At 62.5% G+C, this 20,226-nt stretch carries 20 protein-coding genes; 12 read left to right on the top strand and 8 right to left on the bottom strand.

Annotation, left to right across the window (positions count from 1 at the left end; all coding sequences use genetic code 11):
• Positions 1-9 precede the first annotated feature (9 nt).
• Entirely contained in the window at positions 10-999 is a 990-nt protein-coding gene (gene araD1, locus G6N78_RS22675) for an AraD1 family protein (RefSeq protein ID WP_165224258.1), read from the bottom strand.
• A gap of 375 nt (positions 1,000-1,374) precedes the next feature.
• On the opposite strand from araD1, the gene G6N78_RS22670 reads away from it, so the two are divergent.
• From G6N78_RS22670 to G6N78_RS22660, 3 genes are all read left to right on the top strand, one after another.
• Positions 1,375-2,130 carry a FadR/GntR family transcriptional regulator gene (locus tag G6N78_RS22670; RefSeq protein WP_165225413.1) on the top strand — a complete coding sequence of 252 codons (756 nt, stop codon included), beginning with the start codon at positions 1,375-1,377 and terminating at the stop codon, positions 2,128-2,130.
• Positions 2,131-2,217: 87 nt separating this feature from the next.
• Entirely contained in the window at positions 2,218-2,358 is a 141-nt protein-coding gene (locus G6N78_RS22665; protein WP_165224255.1) for a hypothetical protein, read from the top strand.
• Positions 2,359-2,383: 25 nt separating this feature from the next.
• A complete protein-coding gene (locus G6N78_RS22660) occupies positions 2,384-3,349 on the top strand; it encodes an SDR family oxidoreductase (RefSeq protein WP_165224252.1) in 966 nt (321 codons plus the stop codon).
• Positions 3,350-3,376: 27 nt separating this feature from the next.
• Here G6N78_RS22660 and G6N78_RS22655 read toward each other — a convergent pair whose 3' ends face one another.
• Positions 3,377-3,850 carry a RidA family protein gene (locus G6N78_RS22655; protein ID WP_165224249.1) on the bottom strand — a complete coding sequence of 158 codons (474 nt, stop codon included), beginning with the start codon at positions 3,848-3,850 and terminating at the stop codon, positions 3,377-3,379.
• 50 nt (positions 3,851-3,900) lie between these two features.
• Between G6N78_RS22655 and G6N78_RS22650 the strand changes: the two genes are divergently transcribed.
• Positions 3,901-4,566 (top strand): aspartate/glutamate racemase family protein, encoded by a 666-nt coding sequence (locus tag G6N78_RS22650; protein WP_165224247.1) that lies wholly within the window; start codon positions 3,901-3,903, stop codon positions 4,564-4,566.
• A 7-nt stretch (positions 4,567-4,573) separates the two neighbouring features.
• Here the strand turns inward: G6N78_RS22650 and G6N78_RS22645 are convergent, their stop codons facing one another.
• The 6 genes from G6N78_RS22645 to G6N78_RS22620 all read right to left on the bottom strand — a co-directional run bounded on the left by G6N78_RS22645 (position 4,574) and on the right by G6N78_RS22620 (position 11,356).
• Positions 4,574-5,752: an amidase gene (locus G6N78_RS22645; RefSeq protein ID WP_165224245.1), complete on the bottom strand. Its 1,179-nt coding sequence runs from the start codon at positions 5,750-5,752 to the stop codon at positions 4,574-4,576.
• 9 nt (positions 5,753-5,761) lie between these two features.
• Positions 5,762-6,742: an ABC transporter ATP-binding protein gene (locus tag G6N78_RS22640; protein ID WP_165224243.1), complete on the bottom strand. Its 981-nt coding sequence runs from the start codon at positions 6,740-6,742 to the stop codon at positions 5,762-5,764.
• Positions 6,739-7,788, bottom strand: coding sequence for an ABC transporter ATP-binding protein (locus G6N78_RS22635; RefSeq protein WP_165224241.1), 1,050 nt, complete (start codon positions 7,786-7,788; stop codon positions 6,739-6,741). Before G6N78_RS22635 ends, G6N78_RS22640 begins: the two co-directional genes overlap by 4 nt.
• Positions 7,775-8,662, bottom strand: a complete 888-nt coding sequence (locus tag G6N78_RS22630) for an ABC transporter permease (RefSeq protein ID WP_165224239.1) — start codon at positions 8,660-8,662, stop codon at positions 7,775-7,777. The genes G6N78_RS22635 and G6N78_RS22630 overlap by 14 nt, the downstream gene beginning before the upstream one ends.
• Before the next feature lie 3 nt (positions 8,663-8,665).
• Positions 8,666-9,610, bottom strand: a complete 945-nt coding sequence (locus G6N78_RS22625; protein WP_165224237.1) for an ABC transporter permease — start codon at positions 9,608-9,610, stop codon at positions 8,666-8,668.
• A 132-nt stretch (positions 9,611-9,742) separates the two neighbouring features.
• Positions 9,743-11,356 carry an ABC transporter substrate-binding protein gene (locus G6N78_RS22620; protein WP_165224235.1) on the bottom strand — a complete coding sequence of 538 codons (1,614 nt, stop codon included), beginning with the start codon at positions 11,354-11,356 and terminating at the stop codon, positions 9,743-9,745.
• Between the two features lie 232 nt (positions 11,357-11,588).
• Here G6N78_RS22620 and G6N78_RS22615 point away from each other — a divergent pair, with 232 nt between their 5' ends.
• From G6N78_RS22615 to G6N78_RS22580, 8 genes are all read left to right on the top strand, one after another.
• Complete coding sequence (locus G6N78_RS22615) at positions 11,589-12,368, top strand: FadR/GntR family transcriptional regulator (RefSeq protein ID WP_165224233.1); 780 nt, start codon at positions 11,589-11,591, stop codon at positions 12,366-12,368.
• Complete coding sequence (locus G6N78_RS22610; RefSeq protein ID WP_234906019.1) at positions 12,368-13,945, top strand: gamma-glutamyltransferase family protein; 1,578 nt, start codon at positions 12,368-12,370, stop codon at positions 13,943-13,945. Before G6N78_RS22615 ends, G6N78_RS22610 begins: the two co-directional genes overlap by 1 nt.
• Positions 13,942-15,195, top strand: coding sequence for an amidohydrolase family protein (locus G6N78_RS22605; RefSeq protein WP_165224231.1), 1,254 nt, complete (start codon positions 13,942-13,944; stop codon positions 15,193-15,195). Before G6N78_RS22610 ends, G6N78_RS22605 begins: the two co-directional genes overlap by 4 nt.
• A gap of 163 nt (positions 15,196-15,358) precedes the next feature.
• Positions 15,359-16,288: a LysR family transcriptional regulator gene (locus G6N78_RS22600; RefSeq protein ID WP_165224229.1), complete on the top strand. Its 930-nt coding sequence runs from the start codon at positions 15,359-15,361 to the stop codon at positions 16,286-16,288.
• Positions 16,289-16,509: 221 nt separating this feature from the next.
• Positions 16,510-17,547 (top strand): TRAP transporter substrate-binding protein, encoded by a 1,038-nt coding sequence (locus tag G6N78_RS22595; RefSeq protein ID WP_165224227.1) that lies wholly within the window; start codon positions 16,510-16,512, stop codon positions 17,545-17,547.
• Positions 17,548-17,612: 65 nt separating this feature from the next.
• A complete protein-coding gene (locus tag G6N78_RS22590) occupies positions 17,613-18,227 on the top strand; it encodes a TRAP transporter small permease subunit (RefSeq protein ID WP_165224224.1) in 615 nt (204 codons plus the stop codon).
• Positions 18,224-19,507 carry a TRAP transporter large permease gene (locus G6N78_RS22585; RefSeq protein ID WP_165224221.1) on the top strand — a complete coding sequence of 428 codons (1,284 nt, stop codon included), beginning with the start codon at positions 18,224-18,226 and terminating at the stop codon, positions 19,505-19,507. Before G6N78_RS22590 ends, G6N78_RS22585 begins: the two co-directional genes overlap by 4 nt.
• Before the next feature lie 32 nt (positions 19,508-19,539).
• Positions 19,540-20,226 (top strand): DUF2848 domain-containing protein, encoded by a 687-nt coding sequence (locus tag G6N78_RS22580; protein WP_165224218.1) that lies wholly within the window; start codon positions 19,540-19,542, stop codon positions 20,224-20,226.

Here is a 20,226-nt window from a genome sequence, read left to right as displayed (position 1 = left end):
GACGTCTCCTTACAGCGCGCGGATCGTGACCGGCGCCTCGTCGGCGATGGCCAGGCGGTTGACGAGCGTCAACTTGAAGGGCGCTGCGGAGATTTCGAACTGGTCGCCGGCCTCGGTCTTGATGCCTTCCGAGAAGGACAAGGTCGCCGTGCCGAAGAAATGCACATGCAGGTCGCCCGGGCGGCGGAAGAGATCATACTTGAAATTATGATGTTCAAGATTGGCGATGGTGTGCGACATGTTCGCTTCGCCGGAGAGGAAGGGCTTCTCGAAGATCACCTGATCGCCGCGCCGGATCAGCGACGTGCCTTCCACATGCTGCGGCAGTTCGCCGACCAGAAGTTCCGCCCCAAGCGATGCCTGGCGCAGTTTCGAGTGGGCCAGCCAGAGATAGTTGCCCTTCTCCGTCACGTGATCGGAGAACTCGTTGGCGAGACAGAAACCGAGGCGATACGGCATGCTGTCCGGGCCGATCATGTAGATCGCGGCCAGCTCCGGCTCTTCGCCGCCGTCCAGCGCAAACGCCGGCGACTCGAGATCTTCACCGGTGGCCTTCAGCTGCGAGCCGTCGCCCTTGTAGAACCATTCCGGCTGCACGCCGGCCTCGCCAGCCTTCGGCTTGCCGCCTTCGACGCCCATGAGGAACATGCGCATGGAATCGGTCGGCTTTTCGGTGGACTGCGCGGCCTTGTGCATCTTGTCGCGACCATCGGCCGAACCAAGGTGGGTGAGCCCCGTACCGGCGACGATGAAGTGGGCCGGATCCGGATGCGCGACCGGGAGACCGAGACGGCCTTCGTTCTGCGCGGCCTTAAGATCGACCACCGGACCCTTGGCCTGGGTTTCGATGAAGTCTGCGAAGCTCTTCTTCTCGGCGATCGCCTTCATCGCCAGATCGTAGGTCGATGACACACCCTCAACGACATGGGCGTCATTCTCGCCATCCCACGCAACAACGCGCACCTGCCCGTCGACGGCCACCTGCAGAAGTCTCAACATGTTCTAAAGCCTGCCCTTGAATCTCATCACTGCGGCGTCACCGCAGACTCCTCCAGGCGCTGTGCACCTTTATTAATATGACTATTTAACCTGGGGCCTCGTTGTCAAGCTGCCAATTTCATATTCGCATGCTGCCGGTTTTGTTCCACAGCGTGGAATGCGTGCCTAAACCTTGGGCATTCAATCGTTTGAATAATGAATAGTATTTCCAGATGCGCAATTTCTGAAAAGGGCTTTGAGGGGCGATTAATATTATTATATGTCTAGCGCGGGAGAGGCGATCTGTGCAGTTTGCGCGAAAGGGATGAGGAATTCCAAGTGGCGCAGGTGCGGATTGGCGTGGATGGCGCACAGGATAATGCGGGAGAAAGACTGGTGGGGCTTCTAGAAACGGCGATAACGGGGAAGAAGCGCGGCAGCAGCCACGCCCATGTGGTGGCGGAACTCGGCCACGCCATTGTCTCCGGAGCAATCCCGGAAGGCTCCATCCTGCCAGGCGATGCGGAATTGTCGCAGCGATTCGCAGTGTCTCGCACGGTGCTGCGCGAGGCGATGAAGACACTTGCCGCCAAGCGGCTGATCGAACCGAAGGCCAAGGTCGGCACCCGCGTGCTGCCGAGTGCCAACTGGAATTTCTTCGATCCGGATGTCCTTGGATGGCGCTGCGACACCGGGATCGATTTGACCTTCATCGAGCATCTGGCGGAAATGCGCACCGCCCTTGAACCGGCCGCCGCCGCTGCCGCTGCCCGCAGGGCGACAGCCGACGACATCGTCTCTCTGTATGCCATCGCTGCAAAATTCGACGACCCGTCGCACACGCCGGAGACCATCGCCAAGGTGGACCTGGAATTCCATCTCGCCATCGCCAGAATGTCCGGCAATCCGTTCATGCATTCGGCAAGCGCGCTGATCGAAGCGGCGCTCTCCATCGCCTTCCAGCTCTCGTCTCCAGCATCCTCGCCCGACATGATCGAGGAAATCGCCGGCAATCACCTCAGGATCGCCCATGCGATTGCCTCCCGTGACCCGGACAAGGCGGTTGCCGCGATGCGCCACGTGATCGATGTCGGCCGCAGCCGTATCCAGAAATCGCTGGCCCCCGGCCAAGCGGACCAGGCTGCGCCCTGACGCAGACCCGTCTCGGAACAATCGGAACCACAGTCTGTTCGCTGTTTGACATCATCAGGGAGCAAGACGATGGAACCGAAGAACCACATGTCGGAGATGGAACAGGCCGAAGGCGATCGGGGCACCGTCGAACGGGAGCTTCAGCGCCAGGACAAAAAACTGGCCGAGGACAACCGCACATCAAGGGATGATGCGTCCTCGAAGAAGGACACCGCACCGAAAGAATAACCACCCGTAGCGAAGGACATTCCACATGACCCTGGATTTGACCGGACGCGTGGTGGTCATCACCGGCGCGTCGAGCGGGGTCGGCGAGGCGACTGCCTATGCCTTTGCCCGTCGCAAAGCCCGCCTCGTCCTCTCAGCCCGCAACCGTGACGCCTTGGAGCACGTGGCAGCCGCCTGTCGCGACCTGGGCGCCGAAGCTCATGTCGCAAGCGCAGACGTGACGGATATCGACGCGGTCCGGCACGTGGCCTCCCAGGCCTTTGCGCTCGGCGGCATCGATGTCTGGGTCTCCAACGTCGGCGTCGGTGCTGTCGGCAGCTTCACGGAAACACCTATGAGCGCGCATGAACAGGTGGTGCGCACCAACCTGATCGGACACATGAACGACGCGCATGCCGTCCTGCCGATTTTCCTGCGCCAGAAACGCGGCACATTCATCAACATGATCTCCCTTGGCGGCTTCGCAGCGGCACCCTTCGCCGCGGCCTACAGCGCGAGCAAGTTCGGCCTGAAAGGTTTTACGGAAGCCCTGCGGGCCGAGCTTTCCGACCAGCCGCGCATTCACATCTGTGACATCTATCCAGCCTTTCTGGATACGCCCGGTCTCAGGCATGGCGCCAACTTTACCGGTCGCAAGGTCAGCGCGCCGCCGCCCGTTTATGATGCGCGACGCGTCGCTGAAGCCATCGTTGCCACGGCGGAGAGACCGCGCGACACGGTGACGATTGGTGCCGTCACCAACCTTTTGCGCCTCAGCCACCTGGCAGCGCCCAATCTAACTGCAAGCCTGATGGCGATGGTGATGCGCAGCTATTTCCGCCGGGCAGATCCCGTGGCGATCAGCAACGGCAACCTGTTTGCCCCTTCCACCGACCCCGGCGGTATCGATGGAGGACTTCGCTCTCCGCAGCAAAGGACTGCGGCGGTCACATTTCTTGCAGCGCTCGCTGCCGGTGCGACAGTCGCCTATGCCATGGCCCGTCGCCGGTAACGGCGATGGCAACCGTGAACGTCGGCGCTACGCCAGTTCAACGATCGCATCCACCTCCACCAGCGCGTTCGCGGGAAGGCTGGAGACGCAGACGGCGGTGCGGGCATGCCGGCCCGCCTCGCCGTAAAGGGCGATGAACAGTTCGGACGCGCCATCGGCGATTTTCGGACCATCGGCGAACCCGGCCGGTGCCGACACGAAGGCGCCGAGGCGGAGGATACTCGTGACATTATCCAGCGAGCCCGTTGCTGCCTTGATGTTGAAAAGCAGATTGAGCGCGCACATCCGCGCCGCGGCCTTGGCCTCCTCCAGATCGAACCCGTCCGGCACCGGCCCGAAATACTGCGGCCTGCCATTCCATTCGCAGATCTGACCCGCCAGAAACAGCAGATTGCCGCTTCGCTTGTAGGGAAGGAAATTGGCGCGCGACGGGGAGGATTGCGGCAGCTCAAGTCCGAGGCTTGCCAACCTCTCTTCAACTTGAATGGCTGATGGGGTCATGGTAGCGAAACTCCTGTTTTTACCATCAGATCGCGCGGGGCGCGCAGCGCATGTCGATCTATCTCTTCAATCCGAATACCAATCCCGACACGACCAAAGCCATGGCCGAGCTGGCTTCGGCCGAAGGTCTTCGCGTGACAGGCAGGACAGCGCCCTTCGGCGTGCCGATGATCGTCGAGCCGTCATCCCTCGCGCAGAGCGCGGATGCCGTCGTTGCAATGCTCGACGAACTGTTGGACGCTGGCGCCCCGATCCAAGGGATCATCATCGCCGCCTTCGGTGATCCGGGGCTCGCCCAAGTGCGGGCCAAAGCGATCCTCCGAGACAAAGGCATTTCCGTCTGCGGCATCGGTGAGGCGAGCTTTATCGAAGCGGGGGCGGAGGGGCGGCGTTTTGCAGTTGCCACGACGACCCCCGCGCTCGAAGGCGCCATTCGCTCCGCGGTTGACGCCTCCGGGATGAGCGCGAATTTCCTTGGCAGCTTCTTCACCAAAGCCGACCCCTTCGCAGCCGTCCGCAATCCGGCCTGGCTTGTCGAACTCCTGGCAGAGGCGGTGCTGGAGGCGAAGACGGCCGGAGCCGAAGCGGTCATCATTGGCGGCGGACCCTTGGCGAAAGCGGCCTCGAAGCTTGTCGGCAAACAGGACCTTGTCATCATTGAGCCTGTGCCGGCGGCGGCCCGACTGATGGCGAGACGCATTGCGAGAGGCGCCTGAGAAGACCTCATCCCCTCGGCTCCGTCAGCCGGCGCGCAAGCGCGATCAAAGACAGGTCGGAGCCGCGCGGTCCGATCAGGGACACGCCGAAGGGAGCTCCATCGACGCGGCCCGCGGGCATGACCACCTGCGGCAGGCCGGCAAGGCCCGCGACGCACAGAAGCCGCATCGCTTCGTGTCGGTAGGCATCCTGGGCCTCGGTCGGCAGATCGAGTTTGAACGGCACATCGGGAACCACGGGGGCCAGAAGCACGCCATCTCCAGCCAGCAGCCCCTCAATCTTGTCGCGGAAAGCGGTCCGGACCGCCTCTGCGGGCACCTGATCGGCCTGCGTCAGCGACCGTGCATGCTCGTAACGGCCGTCAATGCCGGTCGCCAACGGCATGCCGCTTGCGGCGATGAACGGCACGACGGACCGCTGCGCGTCCCGTCCCTGCAGGACCCGATAGGTCTGGTACAGCGTGTCTGCCCCGGTATCCGGATAGATCGACGCGGATTGGGTCGCAATGCCCGCAAAAGCCCGTTCATAAACGGCCTGCTGTTCCGTGCCCAACCGCTCGATCATATCGAGAGGTCTCAGCAAGCGGATCTGCTGTGCAAGTGGCGCCTGATCCTCCGCCATCAAAACCTCAGCCACCCGCAACAAGGTTCTACCGTCACGGGCGAAGAAGCCGCAGGTGTCGAAGCTGGCGCAAAGCTCCATGCAGCCGTCAAGTGAGATTCGTCCATGGGTCGGGCGAAGCCCCCAGATGCCGCAGAAGCTGGCCGGCGCCCGCACCGAACCGCCGGTATCGGTGCCGAGCGCGATATCGGCAAGTCCCGCCGCCACGGCAGCCGCTGATCCGGACGAGGAGCCACCGGGAATGCGATCGGGAGCCGCCGGGTTGATCGGCGTGCCGAAATGGGCGTTCATCCCGAACATCGACCAGGCAAGCTCATCCGTATGGGTCTTGCCCACAAACCGTGCGCCGGCTGACAGGAGGCGCTCGACGGCCTGTGCATGGGTTGTGCGCACGTCGCTTGCGGCTAGCTTCATCGGACAGCCGCAGCCCGTCCGGTAGCCGGCGACATCGAACAGGTCCTTGACGGCAAGCGTCAGTCCGGACAGCGGCCCCTCCTCCGCATGGCTCACCGCCACCGGCGGATGCGGCATGAAGGCGCGCACGGGATCATCGTCAAGCAGCATTCCAGAACCTCAGGCCAGTTCTTGTTGGCGTTCCAGGAGACAGGCGACACGCCGTCCCGCTCCGGGTGTAACGAAGGGCGGCAAGGCGCTGGTGCAGGCGGGCATGACATGGGCACAGCGCGGTGCGAACTGGCAGGAGGCCGGCTTGACATCCAGCGCCGGCGGCGCCCCGGGAATGGCTTCGAGCCGCGTGCCCCGTGCCACATCATGCAGATTGGCCGACAGGAGCCCGCGCGTATAGGGATGGCGGGGATCGCGGATAATGTCGTGGATCGACCCCTCCTCGACAATATTGCCTGCGTACATCACAGCAACCCGGTCGGCGATCTCCACTGCAACGCCGATGTCGTGCGTGACGAAGATGATGCTCATGCCGAATTCCTTTTGGAGTTCGCGCAGCAGGAGCAGGATCTGGATCTGGACCGTGGCATCGAGCGCCGTCGTCGGCTCATCCGCCAGGAGGAGTTTCGGCCGGCAGGAAAGCGCGAGCGCGATCATGGCGCGCTGCCGCATGCCGCCCGACATCTCGTGCGGGTAATTCTTCAGCCGCCGCTCAGGCGAAGGGATGCGCACCTTCATCAACATATCCAGCGCAACGTCCATCGCCTCACGCCGGCCGATCCCCCGGTGCCGCATGACCGTCTCGGCAATCTGGTCACCAACGGTGTAGACCGGATCAAGTGCAAGCGCCGGCTCCTGGAACACCATGGAGACATCCCCGCCGCGATAGCGCGACAACTGTTTGCCGCTCAGGGTCATGATGTCGGTTCCGTTCACCTCGATGGAACCGTCGATCCTGGTTCTCTTGGGCGGCAGAAGCCTGAGGAGCGTCTTCAGGGTGACGCTCTTGCCGGAGCCGGACTCGCCGAGCAGGCCCAGCATCTCGCCATGGCCCAGTGTGAGGTTCAGCCCGTTGATCGCATGCACGGTGCGCTCGCCATGGAAACGGACGTTCAGATCCTTGATCTTCAAAAGTGGAGACGGTGTCATGCCATCACCTCCGCATCCGCAAGGCTGTGACCGGAATGGGGAACGCGCATGTGGCACGCTGCCAGATGGTCGCGATCAGGGCTGAAGACATCGAGGCGCGGCTTGTTCTCCGAGCAGATGGCTTCGGCAAACCGGCAACGCGTGTGGAAACGGCAGCCGGAGGGTGGGTTGACCGGGTTCGGCGGGTCGCCCGCAAGCGGCGGCTCCAGCGTTCGGTTGTCCGGATCCATAGAGGGCATGGCGGAGAACAACGAGGCGGTATAGGGATGCGCCTGGCGCGCATAGATCGCCTCAACGGGGCCGACCTCCACCACCTCGCCCAGATACATCACCATCACCCGGTCGGAGACGAAGCGGACGACGTTGAGATCGTGCGAGATGAAGACATAGGTGAGGCCGAACTCTTCCTTGAGGTCGGCAAGAAGATTGAGCACCTGTGCCTCGACCGATTTGTCGAGCGCCGAAACCGCCTCGTCCAGAATGACGAGGCGCGGCGACATGGCCAGCGCCCGGGCAATGTTGACGCGCTGGCGCTGCCCACCCGACAGTTCGTGCGGATAGCGCTGGGCAAATCGTCCCGGCTCCAGCCCGACGCGCGCCAGAAGATCCCGCGCCCGCTTCACCGGGTCCGACAGGCCCTGGACCTTTGGACCGAAGGCGACCGATTCCTCGATGGTGAGCCGTGGGTTGAGCGAGGCGTAGCTGTCCTGAAACACCATCTGGACCGACTTGCGCATCTCCTTCAGCGACAGGTCGGACCCCAGCGCGTCCCCGTCGAAGACGATCGTGCCGTCATCCAGTTCGATCAGCCCGATCAGCAAGCGCGCGGTGGTGGATTTGCCGCAGCCGGATTCTCCGACGATCCCCAGCGTCTCGCCCTTGCGCACCTCGAAGGAAACGCCATCGACCGCATGAACCGTCGCAGTCTTGCGGTTCAGCAGACCGGAGCGGATGGGGAAGTGCTTTTTCAGGCCCTGCGCCAGGATGAGCGGCTGTGCGGGGCCGCCACGGTCGCGATTGTCATGGTGTGGGTCAATCCTTGACATTCATGGCACTCCTCAGGCCGTCGCTCAGCAGGTTCAAACAGAGCGAGGTGATGAAAATCATGATCCCCGGCAAGGCGGCGATCACCGGGTTGACGTAGATGGCCGTGCGCAGCGTGTTGAGCATCAGCCCCCATTCGGGCTCGGGCGGCTTGACGCCGATGCCGAGGAAGGACAGGCCGGCGGCGAGAATCATACAGACGCTGGTGAGGCTCGTGGCATAGACAAAGACAGGCCCCAGCACATTGCCTAAGACATGCACGCGCACGATGGTGAACGCCCCTGCCCCGGAGGCGCGCGCCGCGTCCACATAATCCAGCGCGCGCACGCTGGAGGTGACGCTTTCGGCCACGCGGGTGATGGGCGGGATGAAGACGATGGTGAGCGAGACGAGCGAGTTGACGATCCCGGCTCCGAGCGCACCGGAAATCGCAATGGCCAGCAGCACCGAGGGAAAGGCAAAGAAGATATCGACGACGCGCATGATCAGCGTGTTGACGAAGCCGCCGGCATAGCCTGCCGTGACACCCAGCGCCGTGCCGATGAAGAAGGCGAGCACCACCGGCACCAGCCCGACATAGAGCGTCAGCCGCCCGCCATAGATCAGACGGGCCAGCATGTCGCGGCCCTGCTCGTCGGTGCCGAGCGGAAAACCTTCCGTGCCGATCGGCCTTAGCCGCTTGATCATGCTGCCCTTGTAAGGGTCGGCCAGATCGAGATAGGGCGCAAAGATCGCCGCCAGGATCAGCAACAGGATGACAACCGCACACACGACCGCCACGGGATCGCGCAGGAAGCGTCGCACGACGCTGCTCCAGTATCCCCGGCGCCGTTCGGCAGGGGCCGCAACCGCGGCCGGGATCGAAATCATCGCCATGGGTCAGCTCCTCTTGATGCGCGGGTCGATCGCGGCCTGCGCCACATCGACGGCGAGGTTCAGGGTGACGAAGAACAGCGCCAGAACGAGAATAGTGCCTTGCAGCAGTGGCAGGTCCCGCTGGAAGATTGCGTTGGACAGCAGAAAGCCGGTGCCCGGCCAGTTGAAGACCGTCTCGATGAGGATCGAGCCGCCCAGCAGGTAACCGAGCTGGATCCCCATGACGGAGAGACCCGTGGGTGCCACATTGCGAATGACATGGCGGAGCACGTCGAGCGGCTCTAGACCCTTGGCATAGAGCGCCTGAACGAAATCCATCGAATAAATCTCGCCGACCAGCGCGCGCATGGTGCGTGCAACAATGCCGATCGGTACGACAGCCAGCGTGATTGCCGGCAGCACCAGGTGGCTCAGGTGTTCGAGGTCCCAGGCCCAGTCGCCCGCGCCGGCGCCCATGGCCGGAAGCCAGCCGAGCGTGACGGAAAAGATGATGACCAGCACGATGCCGAGCCAGTAATTGGGAAGCGAGACGCCGGCGATCGCGACGCTCATCACCAGGCGGTCGATCCAGCTGTCGCGAAAGTAGCCGGCGAGGAAACCGAGGGCCGTGCCGATGGGAAAGGCAAGCAGACTCGCGGCAAAGGCGAGGAGCAGGGAGTTCTGCACGGCCCTGACCACTTCGTCGGCAACCGGGCGGCCGCTTGCAATCGATTTGCCGAGATCGCCCTGAACGGCCTTGCCGAGCCAGATGACGTATTGTGTGGGAAGCGGCTTGTCGAGGCCATAGGCTGCCCGCATGGCCGCCTGTTCCTGTGCCGTGGCATCCACCGCCATGACGGCGGTCAGCGGATCGCCAGGGGCGATGTGCACCAGCAGAAAACAGATGATGCTGACCCCGAGCGCAACGGGACAGACATACAGCAAACGACGGAGAAAATAGATCAGCATCGGCGCGCCTATGGAAACGGGTGACAATTCACGTCAGCGCAAAGCCGTCGTGGGTGGCCGGTGGAGAAAAAGGCAACGCGGCGCCTTTCTGCCGGAGAGGGGCCGCCCGCACGGAGCGGCCCCGCCGAAACATCATTCCATGGTGATGCTGGAGAAGTTCTGGAACCAGTTCTGCGCCTGGACATAGCCCTTCACCTTGGTGCTCATGGCACGCGGCGCAACATCATGCGTGACCATCAGGAAAAGCGCATCGTTGACGAACTTCTCGTGGGTGCGGCGCATGACTTCGTCCTGCTTTTCCGGATCGAAGGTGTTCTTGATCTCGGAAAACAGCTTGTCCATCTCCGGATCGCTGTAATGGCCCCAGTTGGTGCCGTTCGGCGCCTTCAGTTCGCTGGCAAGGTGGCGAATGAGGCCGGTGAAGGGATCCTGGATGAAGTAGGTGAAGTTGATCGACATGGCACCCTGCACACCGGGATCGGTTGCACCGGCACGCCACAGATTGATCATCTGGTTCCACTCCACGACGACGAAATCGACGTCGATCCAGATTTCGGCAAGGCTCTGCTGGATGTATTCGTTCATCGGCAGCGGCAGCATCTGGCCAGAACCCGACGGCGAGATCAGGGCTTTCACCTTCATGTGCTTGTCCGGACCGTAACCGGCTTCCTTCATCAGAGCCTTGGCCGCGTCGAGATCGTACTTGACCTCAAAGGTCGGCTTGCCGAACCACTGGCTGGACGGCGGGAAGAAACCCTTGGCCGGGATCATCAGGCCGCCCAGCAGTTCTTTCATCCCCTCGCGGTCGATCGCGAGGTTGGCCGCCTTGCGCACGCGGATATCGTTCCAGGGGCTGTCGGGCAGACGCGACAGATGCCAGGTCCAGTTGTGCGGATAGGCATTGGACACGATCGTGTAACCAGCGCCCTTGATGGCGGGAATGGTGTCCGGCGCCGGGGCCTCGATCCAGTCGACCTGGCCGGACATGAGAGCCGCGGAGCGCGCATTCGGCTCCGGCAGCGGGATCAGAACCATCTTGTCGAGCTTCGGCACGCGGGCCTTGTCCCAGTAGTCCACGTTCGGCACCATTTCGGCGCGTTCGCGCGGAACGAAGGCCGTGAGCTTCCACGGGCCGGTGCCGGAGGGCGCTTTAGCCACCTCATCCCAGCTCTTGCCCTTGGCTTCCCAGTTCGCGCGCGACGACATGAGGATCCACGACAGCTGGTAGGGCAGCGTCGCATCCGGAGCCTTGGTGATAATTTCCACGGTGTAGTCGTCGATGACCTTGTAGGAGGCAACCGCCGGAATGCGCGACTTGCCCTGCGCCGACTGCCGCTGGTCATATTGCGGCGCATCCGTCTTCAGCAGTTTGTCGAGGTTCCAGACCACGTCCTCCGCCGTGAACTTCGCGCCGTCATGGAAGGTCACGCCCTCGCGCAGCTTGAACGTCCATTTTGTCTTGTCGGCCTCATCCACCTTCCATTCCGTCGCCAGTCCCGGCACCAGGCCGGAGGGCTTGTCGGCACTGGCGAGATCCCACTCCACCAGCGAGTCATAGACGGTATAGCCCATGATGCGCTGGCCTTCACCGCCCTGATCGGTCTGGCCGGTGGTGAGTGGAATGTCCGCAGCCGTCATGCCGATCCGCAACGTTCCGCCTGCATAGGCGTGTCCCGACGCGCCGAGCATGAGCGCGAACGGTAATGCGACGGCAAAACTTGCCTGTCGGAGCGCTTTCTTCAACATTTCAGCAATTCCCCTTTTTGTTCGGCACGCCAATTGCGTTGCAGTTCCCCGAGGCGTTCTTGCAGCTGACGCCTTGTCGAAATCCTTCCCGGAAATCCCGCTTCTCCCCTCATTGACAGGCCTGCTGCCTAGATGGAAACGTAGGTCTGACCGGTCCGACCAGTTTACGGATTGCTTTTAAAATGAGCAAGTTTATAAAATAGGCAATTAGCGGGAATAGGTGCTTCAATACATGCAGGTTGCTTCCGAAAGATACATCAGGCCCTCCGTTCCCGTCCGCGTCGCCGAAGCGATCCAGAAGGTTATCGTGGAGAATGGCCTGAAGCCGGGCGATAAGATCCCCTCCGAACGGACGCTTGCCGCCACGTTGAGCGCCTCGCGCACATCCGTGCGAGAAGCCGTTTCCATGCTGGAGACGCTGGGCCTCCTGCAGGTCGAGGTCGGACGAGGCGCTTTCGTTGCCGAGCCTGCGACCTTTGCGCCGCAGGACCGATGGCGTTTTCATGCGGATTATTCGCTGAAAGAGATCTACGAATACCGCCGCGCCGTGGAACCGGTCGCGCTCTCGATGGCCGCCCGACGATTCTCACCCCCCGATGTGGCGGCCTTGCGCCAATCGGCCGAGGCGCTCGCGGATGCGGCACGTGAACGCAACTCCGTCAAGGCGGCTGAACAGGACACGATCTTCCATTCGATGATCTACGATCAGTGCGGCAACCGCTTGCTACAGGAAATGCATGACCGTCTGGAAGCGGCCATCCAGGGCAGTCAGTGGGTGCCGATGGTGATCGTGGAAATGATGACCGATACGGCGCACGAGCACATGCAGGTGGTCCTGGCTCTGGAAGCGGGCAGGATCGAGGCTGCCTGCAGCGCGCTGGTGCATCACATCGAACGCGCCGCCTACCGTTGCGGCATTGCCGAACTTGGCTCCTGGCCGCCTGGGCAGCCCGTCACGGTGACGCCAGGGGTGCACGCTCCTACCGCTGACAATGACGGGGCAGATAAGTGATGCAGAACTTTTGCAGACAGACGGCGAACACCAATGCCCGCTCCACCCGAGCGATGGTGACGTCGCCGCATTGGATGGCAAGCGAGGCGGGAGCGCGCGTGCTGGAGCGCGGCGGCAATGCCATCGAGGCGCTCATTGCCGCGGGCTCGGTCCTCGCCGTGGTTTACCCGCACTTCTGCGGCCTCGGCGGCGATGCCGTCTGGATGGTCTCGGACGACGCAGGCAATGCAAAGACCTTTCTCGGCATCGGCCAGGCGGCCGGCAATGCGATGCCGGAGACCGACATTGCGGTGCGCGGCGCCGGATCGACCCTCACCACCGCCTGCCTTGTCGATAGCTGGGAGACCCTCCTCACCTATTCCGCAAAGACATGGGGCGGATCGGAGCCCCTGGCGCCTTTGCTCGCCGATGCCATTACGGTTGCCGAGCAGGGTTTTCCCGTCAGCCCGTCGCAGACCTTCTGGTTCGATTTCCGAGCCGCGGAAAGCGAGGCCTGGCCTGGTTTTCGAGATCTCTTCCGGCGGGATGGGATCCAGCATCAGCCAGCGCTTGCCGCCACGCTTCGCGCCATTGCGCGAAACGGCGCACGCGAGTTCTACGAGGGAGACCTCGCCCGCCGGATGATCGGCGATCTGCAGCAGGCCGGTTCGAGCCTGACCATCGCCGATCTCGCCGCCACGCGGACACAGATCGCCGAGCCTCTCCGCCTCCCCTACGGCGACACGTTGTTGCTCGCCCCGCCGCCGCCGACACAAGGGGTGACGACACTCGGCATCATGGGTGTGCTGAACGGCCTCTCCCCGGCCAAGATCCCACCCGACAGCGCCGAATACTACCACGCGCTGATCGAGGCGGTGAAACAGGCCTTTCTCGACCGGCACCTGATCGCCGATCCTGCTTTCGCGGACAACGCCTCTGCCTGGCTTCTCGATCCCGACCGGCTGGCAGGCAAGGCGGCGGCGATCGATCCGTCTCGCGCGCTTGCCTGGCCACAGCCGTATCAACCAGGCGATACAGCCCTGCTTGCGGCCGTGGATTCGCAAGGCCGCGCAGCCTGCGTGCTGCAGAGCATCTATTTCGACTGGGGAAGCGGCGTCGTCAGCCCAGAGACCGGCATTCTCTGGCAGAATCGCGGCGCTGCCTTCAGCACCGATCCGGCAAGTCCCAACTGTTACCAACCGGGCAAGCGGCCGTTCTACACGCTCAATCCGGGCATGGCGCTGAAGGACGGCCGTCCGCATCTGGTCTATGGCACGCAAGGGGCCGATGGCCAGCCGCAAACTCTGTCCCTGTTGCTGAGCCTGCTGATCGACCACCGGCTTGATCCAATCGCGGCGCTGACCAGGCCGCGGTTCCTGCTGGGCCGCACCTTTTCCGACAGCCGCGACAACGTGAAGATCGAAGAGAATATCGGCGCCGAAACGATTGCCGGCCTGACGCGCCTTGGACATGAAGCCGTCCCCATCGGTGCGCTGAGCCCGCTCGGCGGCCAGGCCGGCGTCATCCGGATCGGTGAAGGCGGCATCATCGACGCGGCGCACGATCCGCGCAGCGACGGCGGAGCAATCGGCCTATGAGCATGGACACGCGTTACGATCTCGTCATCCGCAATGTCCGTACGCAGGAGCACGGCACGGCTGTCGATATCGCCATCACTCAAGGCCGGATTGCCGAGATCGGCCCCACCATCCGCTGCGAAGCGATCGAGGAGGTGGACGGCCACGGCGCCTTCGCCTTTCCGGGCTTCGTCGATACCCATATCCATCTCGACAAGGCCTGCATTCTCGACCGCTGCCGGATCTGCGAGGGAACGCTCGCCGAGGCGGTCCGCGAAACAGCGGAGGCCAAGGCCAGCTTCCAAGAAGACGATGTGTATGAAAGAGCCGCAAGTGTGGTCGAAAAGGCCATCTCGCACGGGACGGTGCGAATGCGGACCTTTGTCGAGATCGACCCGCGCGCCGGCTTCCGGTCGTTCGCCGCCATCAAGCGCCTTCGGGAAGACTATGCCTTTGCGATCGACATCGAGATCTGCGCCTTTGCACAGGAGGGCCTGACCCATGAACCCGAAACCTGGGACATGCTGGATCAGGCGCTGATCAACGGTGCCGACCTTGTCGGGGGATGCCCCTATACCGACCCAAACCCGACCGACCATATCGAGCTTATTTTCGACCTCGCCGTGAAACACGGCGTGGATGTCGATTTCCACCTGGATTTCAGCCTGGATCCGGCAGCCACGAACCTGCCGGCTGTCATCGCGGCCACACAAAACCGCGGCTGGCAGGGCCGGGTCGCGATCGGTCACGTGACCAATCTTTCGGCTCTTCCGGAAGAAGAGGTCGCCGCCGTGGCCGGACGACTGGCAGAGGCCGGCATTGCGCTGACGGTGCTACCGGCCACCGACCTGTTTCTCAACGGTCGCGGCTTCGATCGCCTTGTGCCGCGGGGCGTGGCACCGGCCCATCTTCTGGCACGACACGGCGTCGTCACCTCGATTGCCACCAACAATGTGCTGAACCCGTTCACGCCCTACGGCGACGCCTCCCTGATCCGCATGGCCAATCTCTACGCCAATGTGGCGCAACTCTCGCGCACAGACGATATCGGTCTCGTCTTCGACATGGTGGGCTCAATGGCCGCGCGTCAGGTTCGCGCTCCCTACGGCCTTGCCGTCGGCGCCCCGGCGACGATCGTTCTGCTTGAGGCGGATGGTCCGGATGCGGCGGTGCGCGAGGTTGCCAGGGTGGTGGCCGGCTGGAAGAACGGCCGCAAGAGTTTCGACAACGGCCGGCCACGGTTGATGAGGCCGACCAGCACGGTCACGTGACCGGTGCGGGTCACGACAACCATGATCGGCGAACACGCAGTCTGGCGGACAGGGCTTGCCTGGATGCGGGATCGATCGGCACACGCCGAATGCGACGATCTTCATTTCACATTCGTCACAGCGTCAGATAGACGGAAAGCGTCTTTTCCGGTTGGCTGCACCCATGATCGATCTGCGCAATATTGAAACCTTCTTCTGGGCCGCCGCGCTGGGAAGCCTACGGGCTGCAGCGGAGAAGCTCGGAACGACCCAGCCCGCCGTCTCGCAGCGCATTGCCGCGCTCGAACTCTCGCTCGGCGTTAAGCTGTTCGACCGCGCCCCCCGTGGCGTGCGGTTGACCGCAAAGGGGCAGGAACTGCTGGCGCACGCGGAGCAGTTGATACAGGCCCGCAACGGACTGATCGAAGCGGCGCGCGACAGCACTGCCATGAGCGGGCGCCTCAATCTGGGCGTTGCCGAGACGATCGTCCAGACGTGGCTGCCCAAGCTCATTGCCGAGATCCATGCGGCCTATCCGGACCTGACGCTCGAAATCGAGGTCGATACCAGTGAAATGCTGCAATCCTACCTGATGAGCCGCAGGATCGATCTCGCATTCCTGATGGGTCCGGTCCTGGAACCGCGTGTCGTCAACCGGCCGCTCTGCACATATCCCTTGGCCTGGATCGCGAAGCCGGGCCAATATGCGCCGGGCAAAAATGTCTCGCTGGAAACCATCTCCGCTCTTCCCGTCATTACCTATGGCTCCAACAGTGCACCTTACCGGCAGGTGCGCGACATCCTGCAGCGTTACCGCTTTCCAGCGCCGCGCATGTATGGCAGCGCCTCCTTGTCGATGATTGCCAAAATGGCCCTGGACGGTATCGGCACTGCCGTCATTACCCCCGTTTTTCTCGGCGCCGAAATCGAGCGGGGTGAATTGGAAATTCTGAGCGTGGATGCGGAGCCGCTCAACGACCTGCATTTCACCTCCAGCTGGATCGATGGTCCCGATAGCCATGCCGCCCGCGTGATCACCCACATGGCACAACAGATCGCGCGCAACAGTGCGGGCAATGTGCTCGTCACGGGGCCGAGTCTCGAAGAGATATAAACTTCTCTTATGTCTTGCTTCCAAACATACGATTGGACAAGCCAGGCCTCCCGGCATTTAATTCCTGGAAACACAAGCGATATAAATCGCACGCATGGGAACAGGCTGATATCATCAGGTCAGAGGCTGTCGGGACGTCGTCTCGTCGCAGTTGCTCGTCTCGGGCTTTCGTCCGCCTTTTCTCGTGTCCTGACGGATCGAACCGAAGAAAAGGGAACGACATGAAACTACTGTCCTTAGCCACCGCATTCCTCGTCGCCGGCGCAGCCGCTGCCCAGGACCTTCCCAAAACCCAGCTGCAGATCGTCGGCGGCCTCAGCAACCTGACGGCCTACCAGCAGTTCGAGCAGCCGTTCTGGGCCAAGACCATTCCGGAAAAATCCGGTGGACAGGTCACGGCAACCATCAAGGGCTTTAACGAAATGGGCCTCAAGGGCCCGGAACTGATGCGGCTCATGTCACAGGGTGTCGTTCCCTTCGGCACGGCCACGCTGTCCTATTTCGCCAGCGACAACCCGATCAACGAAGCCATCGACCTGCCGGGCCTCGCGCCGGACGTCGGCACCGCCCGCAAGGTTACGGAGGCTTTCCAGCCCGTCTACGAAAAGTTCTACGGCGAAGGCTCCAAGGTCAAACTTCTCGGCATTTCAACCTATCCGGCGCAGGTCATCTTCTGCAATGCCGACATCAAGAGCCTCAGCGACCTGAAAGGCAAGAAGGTCCGCACATCCAGCCGTACGCAGGCCGAATTCGTTGAAGCCTTCGGAGGCGCCAGCGTGACCATGGCCTTTGGCGAGGTGGTTCCGGCTCTGCAGAACGGTGTCGTTGACTGCGCCATCACCGGTTCGCTCTCGGGTTACTCGGCCAAGTGGTACGAGGTCTCGACCCACCTTCTGGCCCTGCCGATCAACTGGAACCAGCAGATCCATGCCGTCAACCAGGGCGTCTGGGACAAGCTTGATCCGAAGGTGCAGGCGTTCCTGCAAGAGAATATCGATACACTGGTGGACGACATCTGGAAGGCCGCGGCTGCCCAGACCCAGGAAGGCTATGACTGCAACACGGGCGCTGCCGCCTGCACTCAGCCTGTCAAAGGCAAGATGACGCTGGTCGTCCCGACGGATGCGGACAAGGCACTGCTCAACGAAACGCTCAAGACCAAGATCCTGCCAACCTGGGCTGCCCGCTGCTCGGCGGATTGCGTCAAGGGCTTCAATGATACGATCGGCAAGGAACTCGGCCTTACCGTCACCAAGTAAGCCTATCGGCACGGCTGCCTCCCCGGCAGCCGTGCTCCGCCTTCCAACCAGCCGGACGAACGCTCATGACAGGCCCCAACCCGCTCTTAACATCCTTGTTTGGCTATGCCGAAAAGATGACCCGTATCGCGGTCCTCGCCAGCGGCACGTTGACGATCGCCAGCGTTCTCCTGATCACCGTCGATGTCCTGCTGCGCAAGTTCATCGGATGGACCGTGGGAGGATCCGATGAGCTGTCTGGTTATGCCTTCGCGATCAGCACCACATGGTCGCTCGCCTATGCGACGTTGCAGCGTGCGAATGTCCGCGTCGATGTCATCTATCAATATCTGCCGGTTCGCATTTCCGCAGTGCTGGACTGGCTGTCTCTGGTCTGTCTCGGCGTCTTCATCGGCTTCGTCACCTATTACGGTTACGGCGTCGTGGCGGAATCGATCAGCAACAATTCACAGGCCAATACGCCGCTCGGCACACCGCTCGCCATTCCCCAGGGCCTGTGGTTCGCCGGTCTGGTCTTCATGTGTCTAATCCTCGCAATGATGCTGATCCGCGCCTCCGTCGCACTGGTCACCGGTGACATCGAGACCGTCAAGGCCATCACCGGCGTTCGCTCCACGAAGGAGGAGGCCGAAGAGGAAGCTGCGGCCGGCGAGCGTCTGATCGAAGGAGAACGGACATGATCGCCACCACACTCATCCTCCTTCTGGTTCTGATCGGCCTGTCCATCCCTGTCGCAGCGGCTCTCGGTGTTCTCGGCCTCGTGCTCGACCCGGCTTATTCCATGCTGCCGCTCACCCGCGCCATCGGCGAGTTGGCCTGGAGCACCAACAACGAGTTCCTGCTCGTTGCCATTCCCCTGTTCATTCTGCTGGGAGAAATCCTGCTGCGCGCCGGCTTTGCCGAGCGCATGTACAGCGCCATGAGCCTCTGGCTTTCGTGGCTTCCGGGCGGGCTGATGCATGCCAATATCGGCGCGTCCGCGCTGTTTGCCGCGACTTCCGGCTCCAGCGTCGCAACCGCCGCGACCGTCGGCACGGTCGCCATCCCGCAGATCAAGAAACACGGCTACAACGAGCCGCTCTTCCTCGGCAGCCTTGCCGCCGGCGGCACGCTGGGCATCCTCATCCCGCCGTCGATCAACATGGTCCTCTACGGCGTGCTGACCAACACCTCGGTGCCGAAACTCTATCTCGCCGGCATCATCCCCGGCCTGCTGCTGACGGCGCTGTTCATGGCGACGATCATCGGCGGCTGCATGCTGGTGCCCGCCTGGCGCGGCGAAAGGGTCAACGGCACCTGGCGCAAGCGCTTCGCCAGCCTGATCCACCTCGCGCCGCCGCTCAGCATCTTCCTCCTGGTCGTCGGATCGATCTACGCCGGTCTCGCAACACCGACGGAAGCCGCGGCACTGGGTGTGAGTGGCGCCATGGTGCTCGCCGCCTGCTTCGGTCGCCTGACCTTCACCATGCTGGCGGAATCGATCGAAGGCACGATGAAATCGTCGGCGATGATCCTTCTGATCATCATCGCGTCCGGTTTTCTCAATTTCGTCATGTCGGCCACCGGCATCACCGATGTGATCACCAGTTCGATCTCGGGACTTGGCCTATCACCCGTCGCCATGATCCTGGTCGTGGTCATCTTCTACCTCATTCTCGGCTGCTTCATGGAATCGCTGTCGATGATGATCACCACGATCCCGATCGTCGCTCCGATCATGATGGCGCTTGGCTTCGATCCGATCTGGACGGGTATCCTGATCATCGTGTTGGTCGAGGCCGCTCTCATTACGCCGCCTGTCGGCCTGAACCTCTTCGTCGTCCACAGCCTCAGGAAGAGCGGCTCGATGACGCCGGTGATCATCGGGTCGCTGCCTTTCGTCGGCGCCATGGCTCTCTTGATCGTGCTGTTGTCGATCTTCCCCTCGATCGCCCTCTATCTTCCGCGCCTCGCCAACTAATCCTTCGCCAGACACAGAATCCGGAATATCCCATGAAACTGCATTTCACGATCGAATCCGTATCCTCCCGCTCTGAACTCGCCGTCGAGATCGACCAACTCGTCGTTGCGGGCTGGGCCGGCCGTGACCGGGCGGCGATCGATCATCATATCGAAGAACTGGCCGCGATCGGCGTTCCGCGCCCAAGCGCCGTGCCGCTCTTTTACCGCGTGTCCGACAACACCGCCGTTCAGGCGGACGTCATCCAGTCGGTCGGCACCGAAAGCTCCGGCGAGGTGGAAACGTTTATCTTCCGCTCCGGGGAAGCGCTCTACGTTTCGCTTGCCTCCGATCATACGGACCGCAAGCTCGAATCCCATAGTGTTGCCCTGTCAAAGCAGATCTGCGCCAAGCCGATCGCCAGCACCGCATGGCCTTTTGCCGAAGTCGCCGATCACTGGGATCAGCTGATCATGCGCTCCTGGATCGACGAGAACGGCGCCGAGACGCTCTATCAGGAAGGTCCGCTGTCCAGCCTGCGCACGCCCCAGGACCTGATCCTCGGCCTGACCGGCGGCGAAGCCTCTCTTCCGGAGAAGACCGGCATGATCTGCGGTACGGTTGGCGCCATCGGCGGCATTCGTCCCTCCGGCCGCTTCACGATGGAGCTGTCCGATCCGGTGTTGAACCGCCGTATCCGCCACAGCTACACGATCGAAACCCTGCCCGAGGTCCGTTGA

It is taken from the genome of Allorhizobium pseudoryzae (assembly GCF_011046245.1).
Lineage (GTDB): Bacteria > Pseudomonadota > Alphaproteobacteria > Rhizobiales > Rhizobiaceae > Neorhizobium > Neorhizobium pseudoryzae.
Note: the sequence above shows the minus strand (reverse complement) of the source record. Positions and strands in the feature narration are given on the sequence as shown.

Coding starts and splice junctions, on each gene's coding strand:
- araD1 (WP_165224258.1), bottom strand. CDS start 999: ATGTTGAGACTTCTGCAGGTGGCCGTCGACGGGCAGGTGCGCGTTGTT.
- G6N78_RS22665 (WP_165224255.1), top strand. CDS start 2,218: ATGTCGGAGATGGAACAGGCCGAAGGCGATCGGGGCACCGTCGAACGG.
- G6N78_RS22660 (WP_165224252.1), top strand. CDS start 2,384: ATGACCCTGGATTTGACCGGACGCGTGGTGGTCATCACCGGCGCGTCG.
- G6N78_RS22655 (WP_165224249.1), bottom strand. CDS start 3,850: ATGACCCCATCAGCCATTCAAGTTGAAGAGAGGTTGGCAAGCCTCGGA.
- G6N78_RS22650 (WP_165224247.1), top strand. CDS start 3,901: ATGTCGATCTATCTCTTCAATCCGAATACCAATCCCGACACGACCAAA.
- G6N78_RS22645 (WP_165224245.1), bottom strand. CDS start 5,752: ATGCTGCTTGACGATGATCCCGTGCGCGCCTTCATGCCGCATCCGCCG.
- G6N78_RS22640 (WP_165224243.1), bottom strand. CDS start 6,742: ATGACACCGTCTCCACTTTTGAAGATCAAGGATCTGAACGTCCGTTTC.
- G6N78_RS22635 (WP_165224241.1), bottom strand. CDS start 7,788: ATGTCAAGGATTGACCCACACCATGACAATCGCGACCGTGGCGGCCCC.
- G6N78_RS22630 (WP_165224239.1), bottom strand. CDS start 8,662: ATGGCGATGATTTCGATCCCGGCCGCGGTTGCGGCCCCTGCCGAACGG.
- G6N78_RS22625 (WP_165224237.1), bottom strand. CDS start 9,610: ATGCTGATCTATTTTCTCCGTCGTTTGCTGTATGTCTGTCCCGTTGCG.
- G6N78_RS22620 (WP_165224235.1), bottom strand. CDS start 11,356: ATGTTGAAGAAAGCGCTCCGACAGGCAAGTTTTGCCGTCGCATTACCG.
- G6N78_RS22615 (WP_165224233.1), top strand. CDS start 11,589: ATGCAGGTTGCTTCCGAAAGATACATCAGGCCCTCCGTTCCCGTCCGC.
- G6N78_RS22610 (WP_234906019.1), top strand. CDS start 12,368: ATGCAGAACTTTTGCAGACAGACGGCGAACACCAATGCCCGCTCCACC.
- G6N78_RS22605 (WP_165224231.1), top strand. CDS start 13,942: ATGAGCATGGACACGCGTTACGATCTCGTCATCCGCAATGTCCGTACG.
- G6N78_RS22600 (WP_165224229.1), top strand. CDS start 15,359: ATGATCGATCTGCGCAATATTGAAACCTTCTTCTGGGCCGCCGCGCTG.
- G6N78_RS22595 (WP_165224227.1), top strand. CDS start 16,510: ATGAAACTACTGTCCTTAGCCACCGCATTCCTCGTCGCCGGCGCAGCC.
- G6N78_RS22590 (WP_165224224.1), top strand. CDS start 17,613: ATGACAGGCCCCAACCCGCTCTTAACATCCTTGTTTGGCTATGCCGAA.
- G6N78_RS22585 (WP_165224221.1), top strand. CDS start 18,224: ATGATCGCCACCACACTCATCCTCCTTCTGGTTCTGATCGGCCTGTCC.
- G6N78_RS22580 (WP_165224218.1), top strand. CDS start 19,540: ATGAAACTGCATTTCACGATCGAATCCGTATCCTCCCGCTCTGAACTC.